This window comes from Bacillus sp. JNUCC-21 (assembly GCF_041222765.1).
Lineage (GTDB): Bacteria > Bacillota > Bacilli > Bacillales > Bacillaceae > Bacillus > Bacillus velezensis.
On record NZ_CP166019.1, the window covers coordinates 334343 to 356359 of the forward strand.

3 protein-coding genes and 2 pseudogenes are annotated in these 22017 nt (G+C 52.1%); all 5 read left to right on the plus strand.

Going from position 1 to position 22017, the window contains the following annotated elements:
* The first annotated feature begins 472 nt into the window (after positions 1-472).
* Positions 473-11227, plus strand: coding sequence for a surfactin non-ribosomal peptide synthetase SrfAA (srfAA, locus tag JNUCC21_RS01795; RefSeq protein ID WP_369878512.1), 10755 nt, complete (start codon positions 473-475; stop codon positions 11225-11227).
* A gap of 595 nt (positions 11228-11822) precedes the next feature.
* Entirely contained in the window at positions 11823-12113 is a 291-nt protein-coding gene (locus JNUCC21_RS01800) for a hypothetical protein (protein WP_367205035.1), read from the plus strand.
* A gap of 77 nt (positions 12114-12190) precedes the next feature.
* A pseudogene (locus JNUCC21_RS01805) lies at positions 12191-14341 on the plus strand (amino acid adenylation domain-containing protein); the annotation flags it as partial.
* 16 nt (positions 14342-14357) lie between these two features.
* Positions 14358-14522: a competence protein ComS gene (gene comS / locus JNUCC21_RS01810; RefSeq protein WP_269195014.1), complete on the plus strand. Its 165-nt coding sequence runs from the start codon at positions 14358-14360 to the stop codon at positions 14520-14522.
* Positions 14468-22009, plus strand: a pseudogene (srfAB, locus tag JNUCC21_RS01815) (surfactin non-ribosomal peptide synthetase SrfAB); the annotation flags it as partial. The gene comS and the pseudogene srfAB, both read left to right, overlap by 55 nt.
* Positions 22010-22017 lie beyond the last annotated feature (8 nt).

The window sequence follows — 22017 nt, forward strand, 5'->3', positions numbered from 1 at the left end:
TTTTTTCATTCTGCCATAACTGGATATTCGACAGATTTTCATTATAGTTTAAAGATTTTTAATTTTACGTAAATAATATTTTTGAAAATAAATTGCGGGATGCCGCAAAATACCCTCTGGATTTGTCGGATTTTTTTTCGGTGTGCCGCATGAAACTTTTCACCCATTTTTCGGTGATAAAAACAATATTTTCATATAAAGTGAACGTAAGTAGATATATAGAAATACATGCAGAAATAGGTAAACCTTTCGTGCTTACAATCAATGGCTTTTTGTCTTGATTTCTCATAAATTTGATGCCGCATTTCGGACTGCGCGGGTGAACGGATGACGGATTTCGGCGGTGATTGAATCGGGATCGTTTTTGGAGGTAAGTGGTTCTTTTGGCTTGAGAATGAGTTAGGGACATAGAGGGAGGCTGTTTCTAAGGGAGAATTGACATCTTTATCTTAAAAAGGGGAGGCGCACACATATGGAAATAACTTTTTATCCTTTAACAAATGCTCAAAAACGTATCTGGTATACAGAAAAATTCTATCCGAACACAAGTATTTCAAATCTTGCCGGGTTCGGGAAACTCATTTCTGAAGACGGAGTACAGGCTCATTACGTTGAGAAAGCGATACAGGAATTCGTTCGGCGGTATGAGTCGATGAGAATCCGTCTGCGGCTTGATGATGAGGGGGAGCCCGTTCAATATGTGAGCGAATACCGTCCGCTCTCCATCGGGCACACAGATATCAGGCAAGCCGGCTGCTCTGCGGACGAGCTGTCAAAATGGGGGCGTGAAGAAGCTGGCAAGCCTCTGGCGTTATATGATCAGGATTTATTCCGTTTTTCCGTGCACACGATCAGTGAAAATGAGGTCTGGTTTTACGCTAATGTGCATCACATTATTTCAGACGGGATTTCCATGACGATTCTGGGCAATGCGATTACTGATATTTATTTGGAACTTTCAGGCGGAGCAAGTGAGGAACAAACGGAGATTCCTTCTTTTATCGAGCACGTGCTGACAGAGCAGGAATATGTGCAGTCGAAGCGGTTTAAGAAGGATCGGGACTTTTGGAACGGGCAGTTTGAGACCGTGCCGGAGCTTGTGTCCCTGAAACGGAGCCGGGCAGATGCGGGTCTTGATGCGAAACGGTTTTCTCAAGAAATTCCTCACGACTTATATGGCCGCATTCATTCATTCTGCGAGGAGCATAAAGTCAGCGTACTATCTCTGTTCCAGTCAGCTCTGATCACTTATCTCTACAAAGTGACCGGCCGGGATGACGTTGTCACGGGTACGTTTATGGGAAACCGGACGAATGCGAAAGAAAAGCAGATGCTCGGGATGTTCGTATCTACGGTGCCTGTGCGGACAAGCGTTGACGGAGGACAGTCGTTCTTGGAATTCGTTAAAGGCCGGATGAAGGATCTGATGAAAATTCTCCGCCACCAAAAGTATCCGTATAACCTGCTTGTCAATGATTTGCGCGCTTCGAAAAGTTCGCTGAGCAGATTGTTTACGGTGGCTCTGGAGTACCAGGTGATGCAGTGGCAGAAAAAAGAGAATCTGTCCTTCCTGACAGACCCTATTTTCAGCGGAAGCGGTACAAATGATATTTCGATTCATGTGAAGGAACGATGGGACACCGGGAAATTGACAATTGATTTTGACTATCGCAGCGACATTTTCAAGGGGGAAGAGATTGAATCTGTTTCTGAACGTTTGATCACGCTGATTGAAGATGCGATTTCATCTCCTGATCGCATAATTGATGAACTTACTCTTCTTTCTGAATCCGAGAAAGAGCGGCTGCTGAAACGGGCCTCCGGCAATCCGGTGAATTACCGCAAGGAGATGACGATACCGGGGCTGTTTGAAGAGAAAGTGAAGTCACTGTCTGACAAACCCGCGGTTGTGTATGAAGGCCGAACATTGTCCTATCGCACATTGCATGAACAGTCAGGCCGTATTGCCGGACGCCTTCTTCAAGCCGGGATATCAGCCGATTCTCCTGTCGCGGTGCTGCTTGGCCGTTCTGAGCGTGTCATTGCGGCAATATTGGGAATTTTGAAAGCGGGCGGCGCCTATGTGCCGATAGATCCTGACTTTCCGGCGGATCGGATTCAGTACATTTTAGAGGACAGCGGAGCGAAGGCTGTTCTGACGGAGGCCGGAATACAGGTGCCCGCAGCGGATGCCGAACGGATTGATTTTGACGAGGCTGTTCAGTATGAGACGGCTGCGGACGGTGTCAGCACACAATCAGACCGGCTGGCTTACATCATCTACACGTCAGGTACAACGGGGCGGCCGAAAGGCGTGATGATTGAGCACCGGCAAGTTCATCATCTGGTGCAATCACTGCAGCAGGAGATTTATCAATGCGGTGAGCAGACATTAAGAATGGCGCTTTTGGCTCCGTTTCATTTTGATGCGTCCGTCAAACAGATTTTTGCCTCGCTTCTTTTGGGACAGACGCTTTATATCGTGCCGAAAACGACTGTAACGAATGGCTCGGCACTGCTGGACTATTATCGTCAAAACCGGATTGAAGCCACTGACGGAACGCCTGCGCATCTGCAGATGATGGTTGCGGCGGGAGATGTCAGCGGAATTGAATTGCGCCACATGCTCATTGGGGGAGAGGGCCTGTCCGCCGCTGTTGCTGAACAGCTGATGGCGCTCTTTCATCAATCGGGCAGGGCGCCGCGTCTGACGAATGTCTACGGGCCGACAGAAACGTGCGTAGATGCGTCCGTGCATCAGGTGTCAGCCGATAACGGAATGAATCAACAGGCGGCGTACGTTCCGATCGGAAAACCGCTCGGCAACGCCCGTCTGTATATATTGGATAAGCACCAGCGGCTTCAGCCCGACGGCACGGCCGGTGAGCTGTATATCGCGGGTGACGGTGTAGGCCGCGGCTATTTAAATCTTCCGGATTTGACCGCAGAGAAGTTTTTGCAGGACCCGTTCAACGGAAGCGGCCGCATGTACCGCACGGGTGATATGGCGCGCTGGCTGCCGGACGGGACGATCGAATATATCGGCCGTGAAGATGATCAGGTGAAAGTCCGCGGCTACCGCATTGAGCTGGGAGAAATTGAAACGGTGCTCAGAAAAGCTCCGGGCGCGGCGCAGGCCGTCGTGCTGGCACGGCCGGATCAGCAGGGCAGCTTAGATGTCTGCGCATATATCGTTCAGGAAAAAGGAACCGAGTTTCACCCTGCCGAGTACAGGGAGTATGTGTCCAAGCACCTTCCTGATTACATGGTGCCCGCTTACTTTACAAAAACGGACGAAATTCCGCTCACGCCGAGCGGGAAGGCGGACCGCAAAAAGCTGTTTGCGCTTGATGTGCAGGCTGTCAGCTCATCTGAATATGCCGCGCCGAGAAATGAAACGGAGGAAACACTTGCCGTCATCTGGCAGGAAGTTCTCGGAATGGACAAGGCGGGCATTTATGATCATTTCTTCGAGTCAGGCGGTCATTCATTAAAGGCAATGACGCTTCTGACGAAAATTCATAAGCAAATGGGCGTTGAAATTCCGCTGCAATACTTGTTTGAGCATCCGACGATTGCGGCGCTTGCCGATTATGCGGAAAACCGAAACGAAGGACCGGCATTCAGGGCAATTGAGCCGGCTGAGAAGCAGGCGAGCTATCCGCTTTCGCTCGCTCAGCAGCGGACTTATATCGCAAGCCAATTTGAAGACGCGGGAGTCGGATATAACATGCCGGCTGCGGCCATGATTGAGGGCGCTTTAGACCGTGAAAAGCTTGAGCGTGCATTTTCTGCCTTAATCAGCAGGCATGAAGCGCTCAGAACATCGTTTCAATCAGAGGACGGCACGCCGAGACAAGTGATTGGCGAGCATGTTCCGTTTCATATTGAAATGATCGAAGCGCGCGGAAGAACGAATGAACAGGTCATGAAGGACTTTGTGCGCCGTTTTGATTTATCTGAGGCGCCGCTGTTCAGAATCGGCCTGCAAACGCTCGGTCACAATCGCCATATGCTGCTGTTTGATATGCATCACCTGATTTCTGACGGGGTGTCTATTTCCATCATGCTGAAGGAACTGGCTGACATCTACGGCGGAAATCAGCTGCCTGAATTGCGCATTCAATATAAAGATTATGCCGTATGGCAGGCGGAACGGGCGAAAGCAGGCTACAAGAAGGAGCGGGCGTACTGGAAAGAAGTCTTCAGCGGCGAACTGCCGGTGCTTCAGCTGCTCCCTGATTATCCGCGGCCGCAGGTGCAAAGCTTTGAAGGTGACCGCGTGTCCGCCAAGCTGCCGAAAATGCTGCGGGAACGGCTGCAGAAGCTTGCCGAGAAAAACGGGGCCACCCTTTACATGGTGCTGTTATCAGCATACTATACGCTGCTTTCTAAGTATTCGGGACAGGAAGACATCATCGTGGGAACACCGTCAGCGGGAAGAAATCACTCCGATACCGAGGGGCTTATCGGGATGTTTGTCAACACGCTTGCGCTGCGAAGCTCCGTGAAGCAGGATCAGACATTTGCCGGCTTGTTAGGTCATGTGCGCAAGCAGGTGCTGGATGCGTTTTCTCATCAGGATTATCCGTTTGAGTGGCTGACCGAGGAGCTGAACGTGCCCCGGGACATGAGCAGGCATCCGATATTTGACACGATGTTCAGTCTGCAAAATGCTTCGGACGGAATTGCGGAGATCGGTAATCTGACGCTGTCTCTTCATGAAACAAACTTCAATATCGCCAAATTCGACCTGACGATGCAGGCTCGGGAAACAGCGGAAGGCATTGCGCTTGATTTGGATTATTGCACGAAGCTGTTTAAGCGCTCAACTGCGGATCGCATGCTTGCGCACTATGTCCGTCTGCTGGAAAGCGCGGCAGCTCAGCCGGATGCGAAAATCAGCGAATATGATCTGCTTTCTGAACGGGAGGCTTTGAATCAATTACAGCGGTTCAACCCGGAACGCACGGTATACCCGAAAGAGCAAACGATCGTGCAGATCTTTGAAGAACAAGCCCGGAAGAACCCTGACCGGACGGCTCTACAGTTCGAAGGGGAAACCCTGTCGTATCAGCAGCTGAATGAACGCGCCAACAGGCTTGCGCGGCATATTCTTTCGGTCGGAGGCGGCGGAAAAACCGCGGCTGTTCTGTGTGAACGGTCAATGGATATGATTGTTTCCATTATGGCTGTGTTAAAAGCGGGGTCCGCCTATGTGCCGATTGATCCTGAGCATCCGGTTCAGCGGATTCAGCATTTCTTCCGCGACAGCGGGGCGAATGTGCTCCTGACTCAGCAAAGCCTCAAGCCGCTTGCGGAAAAGGCCGGTTTTCAAGGCGTCATTGTGCTTGCTGATGATGAGGCGAGTTATGAAAAGGACTCTCGCAATCCAGCATTGCCGTTTGATTCCAAAACGATTGCCAATCTCACTTATACATCAGGCACGACGGGAACGCCGAAAGGAAACATCGTCACACATGCCAACATTTTGCGGACGGTAAAAAACACGAACTATTTGACTGTTTCTGAAGAGGACACAGTGCTCGGTCTGTCAAACTACGTCTTTGACGCTTTTATGTTTGATATGTTCGGTTCGCTGTTAAACGGTGCAAAGCTTGTGATCGTCCCGAAAGATACGGTGCTGGATATGTCACGCCTGTCCCGTGTGATCAAACGGGAGAACGTCAGCATTCTGATGATTACGACGGCCCTGTTCCACCTGCTTGTTGATATGGAGCCGTCCTGTCTGACGACGCTTCGGAAAATCATGTTCGGGGGCGAAAGAGCGTCTGTAGAACATGTCAAAAAGGCGCTTGCGGCAGTCGGAAAAGGAAGACTGCTTCATATGTACGGCCCGTCGGAAAGCACGGTGTTTGCGACATACCATCCGGTGGATGTCATTGAAGAGGATACGCTCTCCGTTCCGATCGGGAAACCGGTCAGCAATACGGAAGTCTTTATCATGAACTCAGCCGGACGCATTCAGCCGGCGGGTATCGCGGGAGAGCTGTGCGTCAGCGGGGAAGGACTCGTAGAAGGCTACTACAACCGTCCTGAACTGACGGAAGAAAAATTTGTAAAGCATCCGTTTAAGGAAGGTGAACGGATGTATAAAACGGGCGACTTGGCCAGATGGCTTCCGAATGGCGATATCGAGTTTATCGGACGTATCGACCATCAGGTGAAAATCCGCGGTCAGCGGATTGAGCTTGGCGAAATTGAGCATCAGCTCCAAAGTCATGACCAGATTCAGGAATGTATTGTGCTCGCTGTAGATCAGGGTGCGGGTGACAAACTTCTTTGCGCGTATGTTGTCGGCCTCAGGGAAATCTCTTCCCGGGAGCTGAGGGAGCATACGGCGAAGGATCTTCCGGCTTATATGATTCCGTCCGTCTTTATTCAATTGGATGAACTGCCTCTTACAGGGAACGGAAAAATCGACAGGCGGGCGCTGCCGATGCCGGATGTGACCGCAGCGAATGCCGTGTCATATACGGCGCCGCGCAATGAAACAGAACAAAAACTGGCGGATATTTGGGCTGAGGTGCTGCAAATGGAGCGGGTCGGCGTCCATGACCAGTTCTTTGAGATCGGAGGCCACTCGTTAGCGGGGATGAAACTGCTGGCCCTTATCCAGAAGACATTCGGCGTGCAGCTTACCTTAAAGGATCTGTTCACTTCTCCGACGGCTGCGGGGCTGGCGAAGCTGATTGAAGGGGCTGAGCGGAAAACGGCAGAGAGCATCGCACCGGCGGCCGAGCGGGAAACGTATCCGGTTTCTTCACCGCAGAAGCGGATGTTCGTGCTTCAGCAGCTGGAAGGCGCTGAAACAAGCTATAACATGCCGTCTGTGCTCCGCTTAAAAGGAAAGCTTGATGCAGAAAAGCTGAAATCCGTCATGAAACAGCTGACAGAACGCCATGAAGCCTTCAGAACGACATTTGACATAAAGGATGGGGAAACGGTTCAGCGCATATGGACGGAAGCTGATATCGACATGGAATATTATGAAGCCTCTGAAGAAGATGCTGAACGGATTATTCAGAGCTTTATCCGGCCGTTCCGCCTGGATCAGCTTCCTCTCGTCAGAACGGGACTGGTCAAGCTGGCTGAACATGACCACCTGCTGCTGTTTGACATGCACCATATCATTTCGGACGGCGCTTCAGTCGGCGTGCTGATAGATGAACTGTCCCGCTTGTATGGCGGCGAAACGCTTGAGCCGCTGCGGATTCATTATAAAGACTATGCGGTATGGCAGCAGAAATTTATTCAATCAGAGCAGTACCGCAAGCAGGAGGAGCATTGGCTTCGGGAGCTTGACGGCGAGCTTCCGGTATTGACGCTGCCGGCTGATTACAGCCGTCCGGCCGTGCAAACCTTTGAAGGAGACAAGCTGGTCTTTTCTCTGACTGAGGAACAGACGTCGGCTCTTCGCAGTCTTGCGAAACAAACGGATTCTACCATGTACATGGTGCTGCTGGCGTCATACAGCGCCTTTCTCTCAAAACTGAGCGGACAGCATGACATCATTGTCGGCTCGCCGGTTGCGGGACGGTCACATGCGGATCTCGCAAACGTCATCGGTGTTTTTGTGAATACACTCGCGCTTCGTACGTATCCGGAAGCGGACAAAACGTTCACAGACTATCTTAAAGAAGTAAAACAAACCGCTTTACATGCATTTGACGCGCAGGATTATCCGCTTGAAAACCTTCTGCAAAAGGTTGAGGTGCAGCGTGATACGAGCAGAAATCCGCTGTTTGATGCGGTATTCTCAATGCAAAATGCAAATGCGGAAGATCTGGTCATGGAAGGAATTGAGCTGAAGCACCATCCGTTTGACAGAAAAACAGCCAAGTTTGACCTGACAATGACGGCTGAGGACACAGACGAAGGTTTAACGTTTGTGCTTGAATATAACACCGCGCTGTTTAAACCGGAAACGGCAGAGACATGGAAGCATTACTGGCTTCAACTGTTAGAAGCCGCAGCGGAAAATCCGGCTGCGAAGCTTTCTGAGCTTTCATTGGTGAATAAAACAGAAAAACAAGCTCTCCTCAACGCATGGAAGGGAAAAACACTTTCTGTGCCGCGGGACAAAACGGTTCACCGTCTCTTTGAAGATACGGCCGCCCGCTACGCGAACCGGCCGGCCGCGGCATACAACGGCGCGAAATGGACGTACGGCGAGCTGAACGCAAGGGCGAACCGGATCGCGCGCATTCTCATGGACTGCGGCGTCACGGCTGACGAACGTGTCGGCATTTTGACGAAACCGTCCTTGGAAATGGCCGCGGGCGTACTCGGCGTCCTGAAAGCGGGCACGGCATTTGTGCCGATTGATCCCGACTACCCGGAAGAGCGCATCAGCTACATTCTGCAGGACAGCGGCGCCAAGCTTCTTCTCACACAGGAAGCGCTCGACGTGCCGGAAAGCTACAACGGAGAAACGATTCTGCTTGACGGCAGCCGCTCCATTCTGAGCCTGCCGCTTGATGAAAACGATGAAGCGAACCCGCAGACGGAAACAACGGCGGATCATCTCGCTTATATGATTTACACGTCAGGAACGACCGGACAGCCGAAGGGTGTCATGGTCGAACACCATGCGCTGGTGAACCTGTGTTTCTGGCATCACGACGCATTCGCCATGACGGCGGATGATAAAAGCGCCAAATACGCGGGCTTCGGTTTTGACGCCTCTATCTGGGAAATGTTCCCGACATGGACCATCGGCGCGGAGCTTCACGTCATTGACGAAGCGATCCGGCTGGATATCACCCGCTTAAATCACTATTTCGAAGAGCACGGCGTGACCATCACTTTCCTGCCGACGCAGCTGGCCGAACAATTTATGGAGCTGGAAAATACCTCTCTCCGCATGCTTCTCGTCGGCGGCGACAAGCTGAAGCGGGCGGTGAAACAGCCGTACACGATCGTCAACAACTACGGCCCGACGGAAAACACCGTCGTCGCGACAAGCGGCGTCATCAATCCGGAGGAAGGATCGCTTTCGATCGGACGGGCGATTGCCAATACGAGAGTTTATATTCTCGGCGACGGCGATCAGGTGCAGCCGGAAGGCATTGCCGGTGAATTGTGCGTGGCCGGCCGCGGTCTGGCGCGCGGATACCTGAACCGTGAAGAAGAAACGGCGAAGCGGTTTACCGCAGATCCGTTCGTGCCCGGCGAGCGCATGTACCGGACCGGCGACCTCGTCAAATGGAACGCGCAGTGCGGCATCGAATACATCGGCCGTATTGACCAGCAGGTCAAAGTGCGGGGCTACCGGATCGAGCTTTCAGAAATCGAAGTCCGCCTCGCCCAGCTTGCGGACGTTCATGACGCAGCGGTGACGGCCGTGGAAGACAAAGCGGGCAATACCGCGCTTTGCGCCTATGTCGCGCCTCAGCAGGACGATATTGAAGCGCTCAAATCCGCGCTGAAAGACACGCTGCCTGACTACATGGTGCCGGCGTTCTGGGTGGAGATGGACGAGCTTCCGGTCACCGCAAACGGAAAGATTGACAAAAAAGCCCTGCCGGCGCCTGACATTGAAGCGGGAAGCGCCGTATATAAAGCGCCGGAAACGGAGATGGAGACGCTGCTTTCCGACATTTGGCAGGAAGTGCTCGGTCTTGATCAGATCGGCGTAAGCGACAATTTCTTCACGCTCGGCGGCGACTCGATCAAAGGCATCCAAATGGCGAGCCGTCTGAACCAGCACGGCTACAAATTGGAGATGAAAGATCTCTTCCAGCATCCGACCATCGAAGAGCTCGTCTCGTATGTGGAGCGGACGGAAGGCAAGCAGGCCGACCAGGGACCGGTCGAAGGCGAAGCGGCCTTAACGCCGATCCAGCGCTGGTTCTTTGAACGAAACTTTACCGACAAACACCACTGGAACCAATCCGTCATGCTTCACGCGAAAGACGGCTTTGATCCGGAGATAACAGAAAAAACATTACATGTCCTGACGGTGCACCATGATGCGCTCCGGATGATTTATCGTGAAAAAAAACCGTATTACAGAGGGCTTGAGGATGCGTCTGTTGAACTGAACGTCTTTGAGCTGAACGGACCTGCTGAAGACCATGAGGACCGTATCGAAAGGGAAGCAGACCGTCTTCAAAGCAGTATTTCACTGGAAACAGGACATCTCTTGAAGGCCGGGCTCTTCCGGGCTGAAGATGGAGACCACCTTCTTCTCGCAATCCATCACTTAGTCGTGGATGGTGTATCTTGGCGGATTTTACTGGAGGACTTCACGTCCGTTTATACGCAGCTGAAGCAAGGCAATGAACCGGCGCTGCCGCCGAAAACACATTCATTCGCCGAATTTGCCGAGAGAATCAAAGAATACGCAAATACGAAGGCGTTTCTGAAAGAAGCGGATTACTGGAGAGAGCTTGAGGAAAAAGAGGTATGCACTCAGCTTCCGAAAGACAGGCAGTCTGGTGATCAGCGCATGAGACATACGAGAACGGTCAGCTTCTCTCTGACGCCTGAACAAACTGAACAGCTGACGACAAACGTACATGAAGCCTATCACACCGAAATGAACGACATCCTGCTCACGGCGCTCGGACTGGCGCTGAAAGAGTGGACGGGTGAAGACACGATCGGCGTTCATTTGGAAGGCCACGGGCGCGAAGACATTCTTGACGGCCTGAATATCACCCGGACGGTCGGATGGTTTACGAGCATGTATCCGATGATCCTTGAGATGAAGCACGCCGACGATCTTTCATATCAGCTGAAACAAATGAAAGAAGACATCAGACACATCCCGAACAAAGGAGTCGGCTACGGCATTCTGCGTTATGTAACGGCGCCTGAGCATAAAGAGAATCTTTCATTTGAGATTGATCCGGATATCAGCTTTAACTACTTAGGCCAGTTTAATGAGATGTCGGATTCCGGCTTATTTACAAGATCCGGGATGCCGTCAGGACAATCGCTGAGCCCTGACACAGAGAAGCCGAATGCGCTTGATATTGTCGGATTTATAGAAAATGGGCAGATGACGATGACGTTTTCCTATCATTCTCTCGAATTTCATGAAAAAACCATTCAATCGTTCAGTGACAGTTTTAAAGGGCACCTCTTGAAAATCATAGATCACTGCCTGGCCCAAGACGGACCTGAGCTTACGCCTAGCGATCTTGGCGATGATGATCTGACGCTTGATGAACTTGATAAATTAATGGAAATTCTCTAACAGAAAAGACAGAGGTGACATATGAGCAAAAAATCGATTCAAAAGGTGTATGCACTCACACCGATGCAGGAGGGAATGCTGTATCATGCGCTGCTTGATCCGCATTCTTCCTCCTACTTCACACAATTAGAGCTTAGGATTCACGGAAGCTTTCAGCTGGAGCTTTTTGAAAAAAGCGTCAATGAGCTGATCCGGACATATGACATTTTGCGTACGGTATTCGTGCACCAGCAGCTTCAAAAACCGCGCCAAGTCGTATTGGCGGAGCGGAAGACGAAGGTGCACTATGAAGATATCAGTCAATTAGATGAATCGCGCCAAACCGAATATATTGAACGCTATAAACGCGGCGTGCAGCAGCAGGGCTTTCATCTGGCGAAAGATATTCTCTTTAAAGCGGCGGTGTTCAGACTCAGTGAGAAGGAGCTGTATCTCGTCTGGAGCAATCATCATATCGTCATGGACGGCTGGAGTATGGGCGTTTTGATGAAAAGCCTGTTCCAAAACTATGAAGCGCTTCGTGCCGGCCGGCCTGCCGGGGGAAGCCAAGGCAAACCTTACTCTGACTATATCAAATGGCTCGGAGGCCGGGATTATGAGGAGGCGGAACAATATTGGAGCAGCCGACTGGCGGATTTCGAACAGCCGAGCCTGCTCCCGGGCCGTCTGGCATCAGAAAAGAAAGACTACCAAAATGAAGAATATTCTTTTGTCTGGGATGAAGAGCTGGTCGCGCAGATTCAGCAGACCGCCAACCGGCATCAAGTCACGGGGCCTAACCTGTTTCAGGCCGTTTGGGGTGCGGTGCTCAGCAAATACAACTATACAGACGATGTGGTGTTCGGCACCGTCGTATCAGGCCGTCCTTCAGAAATCAACGGCATAGAAACGATGGCGGGGCTGTTCATCAATACAATTCCCGTCAGAATCAAGATTGACAAAGATGCAGCCTTTTCGGACGTGATGGCGGCAGTTCAGAAAAACGCCGTGGAAGCCGAGCGCTATGATTATGTGCCGCTCTATGACATTCAAAAGCGCTCCGCCCTGGACGGCAGCCTCTTAAATCATTTGGTCGCGTTTGAAAACTATCCGCTGGACAAAGAGCTGGAAAACGGGGGCATGGAGGAAAGACTCGGCTTTTCCATTAAAGTTGAACATGCTTTTGAGCAGACGAGCTTTGATTTCAATCTCATCGTGTATCCGGGAAAAACGTGGACTGTCAAAATCAAATACAACGGAGCGGCTTTCGCTCATGATGCCATCGAACGAACGGCGCACCATCTGACCCGCATGATGAAAGCCGCGGTCGGAACGCCTGACGCGCCCGTGCGGGAACTCGGCCTTGTTTCAGGCGAAGAAGAGCGGCAGATTGTTGAGATATTCAATGATACGAAAACGGCGCTTCCGGAAGAGGAGGCCGTTCACCGTTTGTTTGAAGCACAGGCAAACCGGACGCCTGCAAGCATCGCGATAAAAGAAGCGGGACGCGAATGGACCTACCGTGAAGTGAACGAAGCGGCCAACCGCCTGGCGAGACACCTTGTGAAGAGCGGGCTGGAAAAAGGCCGGACCGCTGCTATTATGAACGACCGGTCTGCGGAAACCGTTGTCGGAATGCTTGCCGTCCTAAAAGCAGGCGGCGCATATGTGCCGATTGATCCGGCTTTTCCGGAGGACCGTCTCCGCTTTATGGCGGAAGACAGCTCGATTCGGCTCGTGCTGACAGTTCAGGACTATCAAGAACAAGCGGGCACATTGCAAGTCCCGGTCGTCATGCTGGATGAAAGCGCGGATGAAACGGTAAGCGGAACAGACTTGAATCTTCCGACCGGCGGCAACGACTTGGCGTATATCATGTATACATCCGGATCGACCGGCAAACCGAAAGGCGTCATGATTGAACACAGAAATATCATCAGGCTCGTCAAACATTCGAATTACGTGCCGGTGCATGAAGAAGACCGGATGGCGCAAACGGGAGCCGTCAGCTTTGATGCCGGAACCTTCGAAGTCTTCGGCGCATTGCTGAACGGAGCGTCATTGCACCCGGTGAAAAAAGGGACGCTGCTTGATGCCGGACAATTTGCCCAATTTCTGAAAGAGCAGCGGATCACGACCATGTGGCTGACGTCTCCGCTGTTTAATCAGCTTGCCCAAAAGGATGCCGGCATGTTTAACACGCTCCGGCACCTCATCATCGGCGGTGATGCGCTTGTGCCGCATATCGTCAGCAAAGTGAGAAAGGCATCACCGGAGCTGTCGCTTTGGAACGGCTACGGGCCGACGGAGAATACGACGTTTTCGACGAGTTTTCTCATTGATCAGGACTACGACGGCTCGATCCCGATCGGGAAGCCGATCGGAAATTCCACTGCGTACATTATGGATGAAAACCGCAACCTCCAGCCGATCGGCGCGCCCGGTGAGCTGTGCGTCGGCGGAAGCGGAGTGGCAAGAGGCTATGTGAATCTGCCTGAATTAACGGAGAAGCAGTTTGTCCGCGATCCGTTCAGACCGGATGAAATGATATACCGGACGGGGGACTTGGCGAAGTGGCTTCCGGACGGCACGATCGAGTTTCTCGGCAGAATTGACAACCAAGTAAAGGTCCGCGGTTTCAGAATCGAGCTCGGCGAAATCGAGGCGAAAATCAGCCAGGCGGAGAATGTGACCGAATCTGCGGCTGTGATCCGGAAAAATAAAGCGGATGAAAATGAAATCTGCGCTTACTTTACCGCAGACCAAGCCCTTTCGCCGGAAGACCTGCGCAAAACGCTTTCGGAATCACTTCCGGAATATATGATTCCCGCGCACTTCATCCAGATGAATCAGTTTCCGCTGACGGCGAACGGAAAGATTGATAAAAAAGCGCTGCCTGAGCCTCAGGCTGAAGCCGTTCAAAAAGAATACGAAGCGCCGAAAACGGAAGCGGAGCAGAAACTCGCGGACATTTGGGAAGGTATTCTCGGTGTAAAAGCGGGTGTGACTGACAATTTCTTCACGATTGGCGGACATTCTTTAAAAGCCATGATGATGACCGCTAAAATCCAGGAGCACTTTCAAAAAGAAGTGCCGATTAAAGTGTTATTTGAAAAGCCGACCATTCAGGAGCTTGCGCATTATTTGGAGCATGAGAGCGAGGAGGAACAGCAGTTTGAACCGATCCGACAAGCGCCTTATCAGAAGCATTATCCTGTTTCCTCAGCACAGCGCAGGATGTATATCCTTAATCAGCTCGGACAGGCCAGCACGAGCTACAACGTCCCTGCTGTACTTCTGCTGGAAGGATCAGTAGACAAAAAGCGTCTTGAAGAGGCCATGCAGGCATTAATCAACCGTCATGAGACACTGCGTACGTCGTTTGACATGGCAGATGGAGAAGTTGTGCAGACCATTCATAAAAATGTGTCGTTTGAGCTTGAAACCGCCGAGGGCCGGGAAGAAGATGCAGAAGAGCTGACAAAAGCCTTTATCAGGCCGTTTGCGCTCAACCGCGCGCCGCTTGTCCGTTCGAAGCTGATCCGGCTTGAAGAAGACCGGCATCTTCTGCTGATTGACATGCACCACATTATTACGGACGGAAGCTCAATGGGCATTTTCATCGGTGATCTTGCGAAGCTTTATCAAGGCACGGAGCTTGCGCTGCCAAAGATTCATTATAAGGATTTTTCAGTCTGGCAGCGTGAAAAAGCAAATCTCGATCAGCATGAAGCCTACTGGCTTGATACGTTCAAAGGCGATCTGCCGGTGCTGGATCTGCCGCTTGATTTCCCGCGTCCTGCTGAGCGCAGTTTTGAAGGGGAACGCGTCATCTTCGGGCTTGATAAACAGGTGACGGCGCAGATTAAGAAGCTGCTGGCTGATACGGATACGACGATGTACATGTTCTTGTTAGCCGCTTTTCAAGTGCTGCTGTCCAAGTATTCGGGTCAGGAAGACATCATAGTCGGGTCTCCGGCGGCCGGAAGACAGCATCCTGATCTCCAAGACGTGCCGGGCATGTTTGTCAACACAGTTGCACTTCGGTCGCATCCTGCCGGCAAAAAAACGTTCAAGCAATTTCTGGATGAGGTGAAAACGGCGAGTCTTCAAGCTTTTGAGCATCAAAGCTATCCGCTTGAAGAATTAATTGAAAAACTGCCGTTAACGAGGGACACAAGCCGGAGTCCGCTGTTCAGCGTGTTATTTAATATGCAGAACATGGAGATCCCGGCCCTGCGGCTCGGAGATTTGGAGATTTCTTCATACTCCATGCATCATCATGTCGCTAAATTTGATCTTTCCTTAGAAGCGGCTGAACGCGGAGAAGAGGTCGGATTGAGCTTTGATTACGCGAAAGCCTTATTTGCGGACGAAACCATCCGCCGCTGGAGCGCTCATTTTGTCAATCTGATTAAAGCCTGCGCTGAAAATCCGGATATTCAGCTGGCCGACGCAAGCCTGCTGTCCGCTCCTGAACGGGAAGCGCTCCTTTCTGATGAAAAACGTACGGAAGCGGATCTGCCTGAGGGCACTTTTGTTTCGCTGTTTGAACGGCAAGCGCAAAAAACGCCTGATCTCACGGCGGTTGCGGGCGGAACAAGCCTGACATATCGTGAGCTTGATGAACGCTCGAACCGGTTTGCCCGCCACCTTCAGGCTTGCGGAACGGGCAGTGAGGACATCGTGGCCATTATGATGGATCGTTCGGCTGACTTGATTACCGCGATTCTCGGCGTCATGAAAGCCGGAGCGGCATTTCTCCCGATTGATCCGGAGACTCCTGAAGAGAGAATCCGCTACTCTCTTGAAGACAGCGGAACGAAGCTTCTGGTCGTCAATGAGAGAAACATGACCGCGGCCGCCGTTCATAAAGGAAAAACGGTCGTAATGGAAGACGGAGAATGGCAGAACGAAAGCGCCGGCCGGCTTGAAACGAAGCCCGGCGCCGACCAGCTTGCCTATATCATTTATACCTCGGGAACAACGGGCAAACCGAAAGGCGTCCAGCTGGAGCACCGCAATCTAATCAATTATGTCACATGGTTCAGCCGTGAAGCCGGTTTGACCGAAGCTGACAAATCTGTGCTGCTGTCTTCTTACGCATTTGATCTCGGCTATACGGCTATATTCCCGATTCTTCAGGCGGGCGGCGAGCTGCACATTGTGCCGAAAGAGACGTACACCGCGCCTGATCAGCTTGGTGAGTATATACAGAAAAACGGCATTACGTTTATGAAACTGACGCCGTCATTGTTCCATATGATCGTCAATACAGCCCGTTTTACGTCAGAACGCCGTTTCAGCCCGCTTCGTTTAGTGGTGCTCGGCGGAGAAAAGATCATCACGTCCGATGTCCGCAAGTTTCATGACGTATACGCCCATACCGACTTCATCAATCACTACGGGCCGACGGAAACGACGATCGGCGCCATTGCCGGACGGATCAATATGGAGCGCCTTGATCAATATGAGCAGCGTCCCGTCATCGGCCGCCCGATCGCGAATACCGGCGCGCTTGTATTGGACGGAGCAATGCAGCTCGTTCCTCCGGGCGCAAGCGGTGAGCTTTATATTACCGGGAAGGGGCTTGCCAGAGGATATCTTCACCGTCCGCAGCTGACGGCGGAGAAATTTCTCTCAAATCCTTTTTCACCGGACAGCCTCATGTACAAAACGGGAGATGTCGTCCGCAGGCTTCCTGACGGGACGATTGAATTTATCGGCCGTGCGGATGATCAGGTGAAAATCCGGGGCTACCGCATTGAATTAAAAGAGGTTGAAACCGTGCTGTTAAGCATAAACGGCATTCAGGAGGCGGTCGTTCTCGCAGTCAGCGAAGGCGGGCTGCCGGAACTGTGCGCATACTATAAAGCCGGCAGCGAGCTGAAAGGCTCTGAGCTTCGCAAACGGCTTTCCGAAACATTGCCGTCTCATATGCTTCCGGCTTATTTCGTGCAAGTAGACCGCATTCCGCTCACAGCCAACGGAAAAACCGATAAAAACGCCCTCCCGAAACCGGGCGTCAGCCAAACGGCGCAAACAGTTTCAGCCTTGCCGGAAACGGAATTGGAGGAAAAGTTGTGCCGCATTTGGAAACAGACACTCGGTACGGATACGCTCGGCATCGACGATAATTTCTTCGATTATGGCGGGCACTCTTTAAAAGGCATGATGCTCCTCGCCAATATTCAGGCTGAACTGGACAAAACGGTTCCGTTAAAAGCGCTGTTCGAACAGCCGACTGTCCGCCTGCTTGCCGCATATATCGAAAAATCGGCGGTATCTGAGGGATATCGGATGATCACGCCGGCCGACAGTGCAGACGCGTACCCGTTATCATCCGCCCAAAAACGGATGTACGTCCTGAACCAGCTTGACCGGGAGACAATCAGCTATAATATGCCGTCCGTTCTTCTGATGGAAGGAGAAGTCAATATTTCAAGGCTTCAGGAAGCGCTCAATCAGATGATCAATCGCCACGAATCTTTGCGGACGTCCTTTATCGATCAAAACGGCCGCCCGATGCAGCAGATCGCAGAACAGGCTGACATTGACCTGCACATCTTTGAAGCAGCGGACGAGGAGAAAGCGGATCTTATCATTCAGGCATTCATTAAGCCGTTCGATCTGAGTGCGGCTCCGCTCATTCGGGCCGCTCTTGTCAGACTGAATGAAAAGAAACACCTGCTGCTGCTGGATATGCATCATATTATTGCCGACGGCGTGTCCAGAAGCATGCTGGTCAAAGAGCTCGCTCACCTTTATAAAGGGGGAAGTCTGCCGTCGCCGAACCTGCACTATAAAGACTTCGCCGTCTGGCAGAATGAACCTGAGCAGGCCGAACGGATGAAAGACCATGAGCGTTATTGGCTCTCCGCATTTTCCGGCGAGCTTCCTGAATTGAATCTGCCGACTGATTTTCCCCGTCCGCCGGTTCAAAGTTTTAAAGGACAATCCGTCCGTTTCAGAGCGGGGCGTGAAACGGAAAAAGCGGTGCGTGAATTAATGGAATCATCGGGAGCGACTCTTCATATGGTGCTTCACGCCGCGTTCCATGTCTTTTTGAGCAAAATCACGGGGCAGCGCGATATCATTATCGGCTCGGTGACAGCCGGAAGAACGAGCGCCGAAGTTCAGGAAATGCCGGGGATGTTTGTCAATACGCTTGCGCTTCGCAATGAAACGCGCAAAGAGCAGACCTTCGCCGGGCTGCTCGAACGGGTGAAACAAACCAATCTCGACGCGCTGGCGCATCAGGATTATCCGTTTGAGGATCTGATCGGAAAGCTTGACCTGCCGAGAGACATGAGCCGCAACCCGTTGTTCCAGGTGATGGTGACGACAGAAGATCCGGATAAAGAAACACTGGAACTGGAGAACCTGCGCATCACTCCGTATGAGTCGAACCAAGGCACGGCGAAATTCGATCTGACACTCGGCGGCTTTACGGATCAAGAAGGCCTCGGCCTTCAGTTTGAATATGCGACTGATCTGTTTAAAAAAGAAACAATTGAAAAGTGGAGCGCCGGGTTCTTGCGGATTCTGAAGCAAGCGGCAGAAAGTCCGGACAGAAAGCTGCCTGAGATTTCACTGATCAGCGATGCTGAAAAACAAGCCCTCCTTGACGCATGGAAAGGAAAAACAATTTCTGTGCCGCGGGACAAAACGGTTCACCGTCTCTTTGAGGAAACGGCCGCCCGCCACGCGAACCGGCCGGCCGCGGCATACAACGGCGCGAAATGGACGTACGGCGAGCTGAACGCAAGGGCGAATCGCATCGCGCGTATTCTCATGGACTGCGGCGTCACGGCTGACGAACGTGTCGGCATTTTGACGAAACCGTCCTTGGAAATGGCCGCGGGCGTACTAGGCGTCTTGAAAGCGGGCGCGGCATTTGTGCCGATTGACCCCGAATACCCGGAAGAGCGGATCAGCTACATTCTGCAGGACAGCGGCGCCAAGCTTCTTCTCACACAGGAAGCGCTCGACGTGCCGGAAAGCTACAACGGAGAAACGATTCTGCTTGACGGCCGCCGCTCCATTCTGAGCCTGCCGCTTGATGAAAACGATGAAGCGAACCCGCAGACGGAAACAACGGCGGATCATCTCGCTTATATGATTTACACGTCAGGAACGACCGGGCAGCCGAAGGGCGTCATGGTCGAACACCATGCGCTGGTGAACCTGTGCTTCTGGCATCACGACGCATTCGCCATGACGGCGGATGATAAAAGCGCCAAATACGCGGGCTTCGGTTTTGACGCCTCCATCTGGGAAATGTTCCCGACATGGACCATCGGCGCGGAGCTTCACGTCATTGACGAAGCGATCCGGCTGGATATCACCCGCTTAAATCACTATTTCGAGGAGAACGGCGTGACCATCACCTTCCTGCCGACACAGCTGGCCGAACAATTTATGGAGTTGGAAAATACCTCTCTCCGCATGCTTCTCGTCGGCGGCGACAAGCTGAAGCGGGCGGTGAAACAGCCGTACACGATCGTCAACAACTACGGCCCGACGGAAAACACCGTCGTCGCGACAAGCGGCGTCATCAATCCGGAGGAAGAATCGCTTTCGATCGGACGGGCGATTGCCAATACGAGAGTTTATATTCTCGGCGACGGCGATCAGGTGCAGCCGGAAGGCATTGCCGGTGAATTGTGTGTGGCCGGCCGCGGTCTGGCGCGCGGATACCTGAACCGTGAGGAAGAAACGGCGAAGCGGTTTACCGCAGATCCGTTCGTGCCCGGCGAGCGCATGTACCGGACCGGCGACCTCGTCAAGTGGAACGCACAGTGCGGCATCGAATACATCGGGCGTATTGACCAGCAGGTCAAAGTGCGGGGCTACCGGATCGAGCTTTCAGAAATCGAAGTCCGCCTCGCCCAGCTTGCGGACATTCATGACGCAGCGGTGACGGCGGTGGAAGACAAAGCGGGCAATACCGCGCTTTGCGCCTATGTCGCGCCTCAGCAGGACGATATTGAAGCGCTCAAATCCGCGCTGAAAGACACGCTGCCTGACTACATGGTGCCGGCGTTCTGGGTGGAGATGGACGAGCTTCCGGTCACCGCAAACGGAAAGATTGACAAAAAAGCCCTGCCGGCGCCTGACATTGAAGCGGGAAGCGCCGTATATAAAGCGCCGGAAACGGAGATGGAGACGCTGCTTTCAGACATTTGGCAGGAAGTGCTCGGTCTTGACCAGATCGGCGTAAGCGACAATTTCTTCACGCTCGGCGGCGACTCGATCAAAGGCATCCAAATGGCGAGCCGTCTGAACCAGCACGGCTACAAATTGGAGATGAAAGATCTCTTCCAGCATCCGACCATCGAAGAGCTCGTCTCCTATGTGGAGCGGACGGAAGGCAAGCAGGCCGACCAGGGCCCTGTCGAAGGCGAAGCGGACTTAACGCCGATCCAGCGCTGGTTCTTTGAACGAAACTTTACCGACAAACACCACTGGAACCAATCCGTCATGCTTCACGCGAAAGACGGCTTTGATCCGGACCTGGTGGAAAAAACCCTGCAAGCATTGATTGAACACCATGATGCGCTCCGCATGGTTTACCGTGAAGAAAGGGAAGGCATCATTCAGACATACCTCCCTGTCACAGAATGCAAGGCAAGCTTTGAAATCGTTGATCTGTACGGAACTGACGAGGATATGCTGAAAAGCCAGATTCAGCGGCTTGCCGATCATCTTCAGGGAAGTCTGGATCTGGAGAACGGCCCGCTGTTAAAAGCGGAGCAATACCGGACAGAACAAGGCGATCATCTGTTAATCGCGATTCACCATCTCGTCGTGGACGGGGTTTCATGGAGAATTCTGCTTGAGGATTTCGCTTCAGGTTATAAACAGGCGCAGCAGCAAAACAGCATCGTCCTCCCGCAGAAAACCCACTCCTTTAAAGATTGGGCGGAGGCGCTGAACACGTTTGCGCAATCAGAAGAGCTGAAAAAGCAGGCGGCTTATTGGGCGCAGGCAGATGCGGAAGAACTTCAGCCGCTGCCGAAAGACCATGATCCGAACAAACGGCTCGTCAAACATACGGCGGCCGTGAAATGTGAATTGACTGAGGAAGAAACGGCACAGCTGCTCACAGATGTTCATCATCCGTACGGAACGGAAATCAACGACATTCTGCTCAGCGCGCTCGGCTTAACGATCGGTGAATGGACGGAAAACGGCAAAGTCGGCATCAACTTAGAAGGACACGGCCGGGAAGAAATCATACCGAATGTCAATATTTCACGGACGGTCGGCTGGTTTACGGCCCAATATCCTTTGATTCTGCAGATCAGCAAGGAAGACGGCGTCTCTTCCGTCATTAAAACGGTAAAAGAGACGGTGCGGCGCGTTCCTGATAAAGGTGTAGGATACGGGATTCTCCGGTATCTGTCATCCGATAAAACAGAAAAAGGCGCCGCGCCTGAAATCAGTTTTAACTATTTGGGGCAGTTTGACAATGAAGTGAAAACGGAATGGTTTGAGCCGTCTCCATATGATATGGGACGTCAAGTCAGCGAAGAGTCAGAGGCGTTATACGCACTGAGCTTCAGCGGGATGGTTACAGGCGGCCGCTTCGTCATTTCCTGCTCATACAATCAGGAAGAATATGAAAGAAGCACCGTCGAAACACAGATGCAGCGGTTTAAAGACAATCTCTTAATGATCATCCGCCATTGCACGGCCAAAGAGGAGAAAGAATTTACGCCGAGCGATTTCAGCGCGCAGGATCTTGAGATGGATGAAATGGGAGACATCTTTGACATGCTTGAGGAGAATTTAACGTGACAAAAACA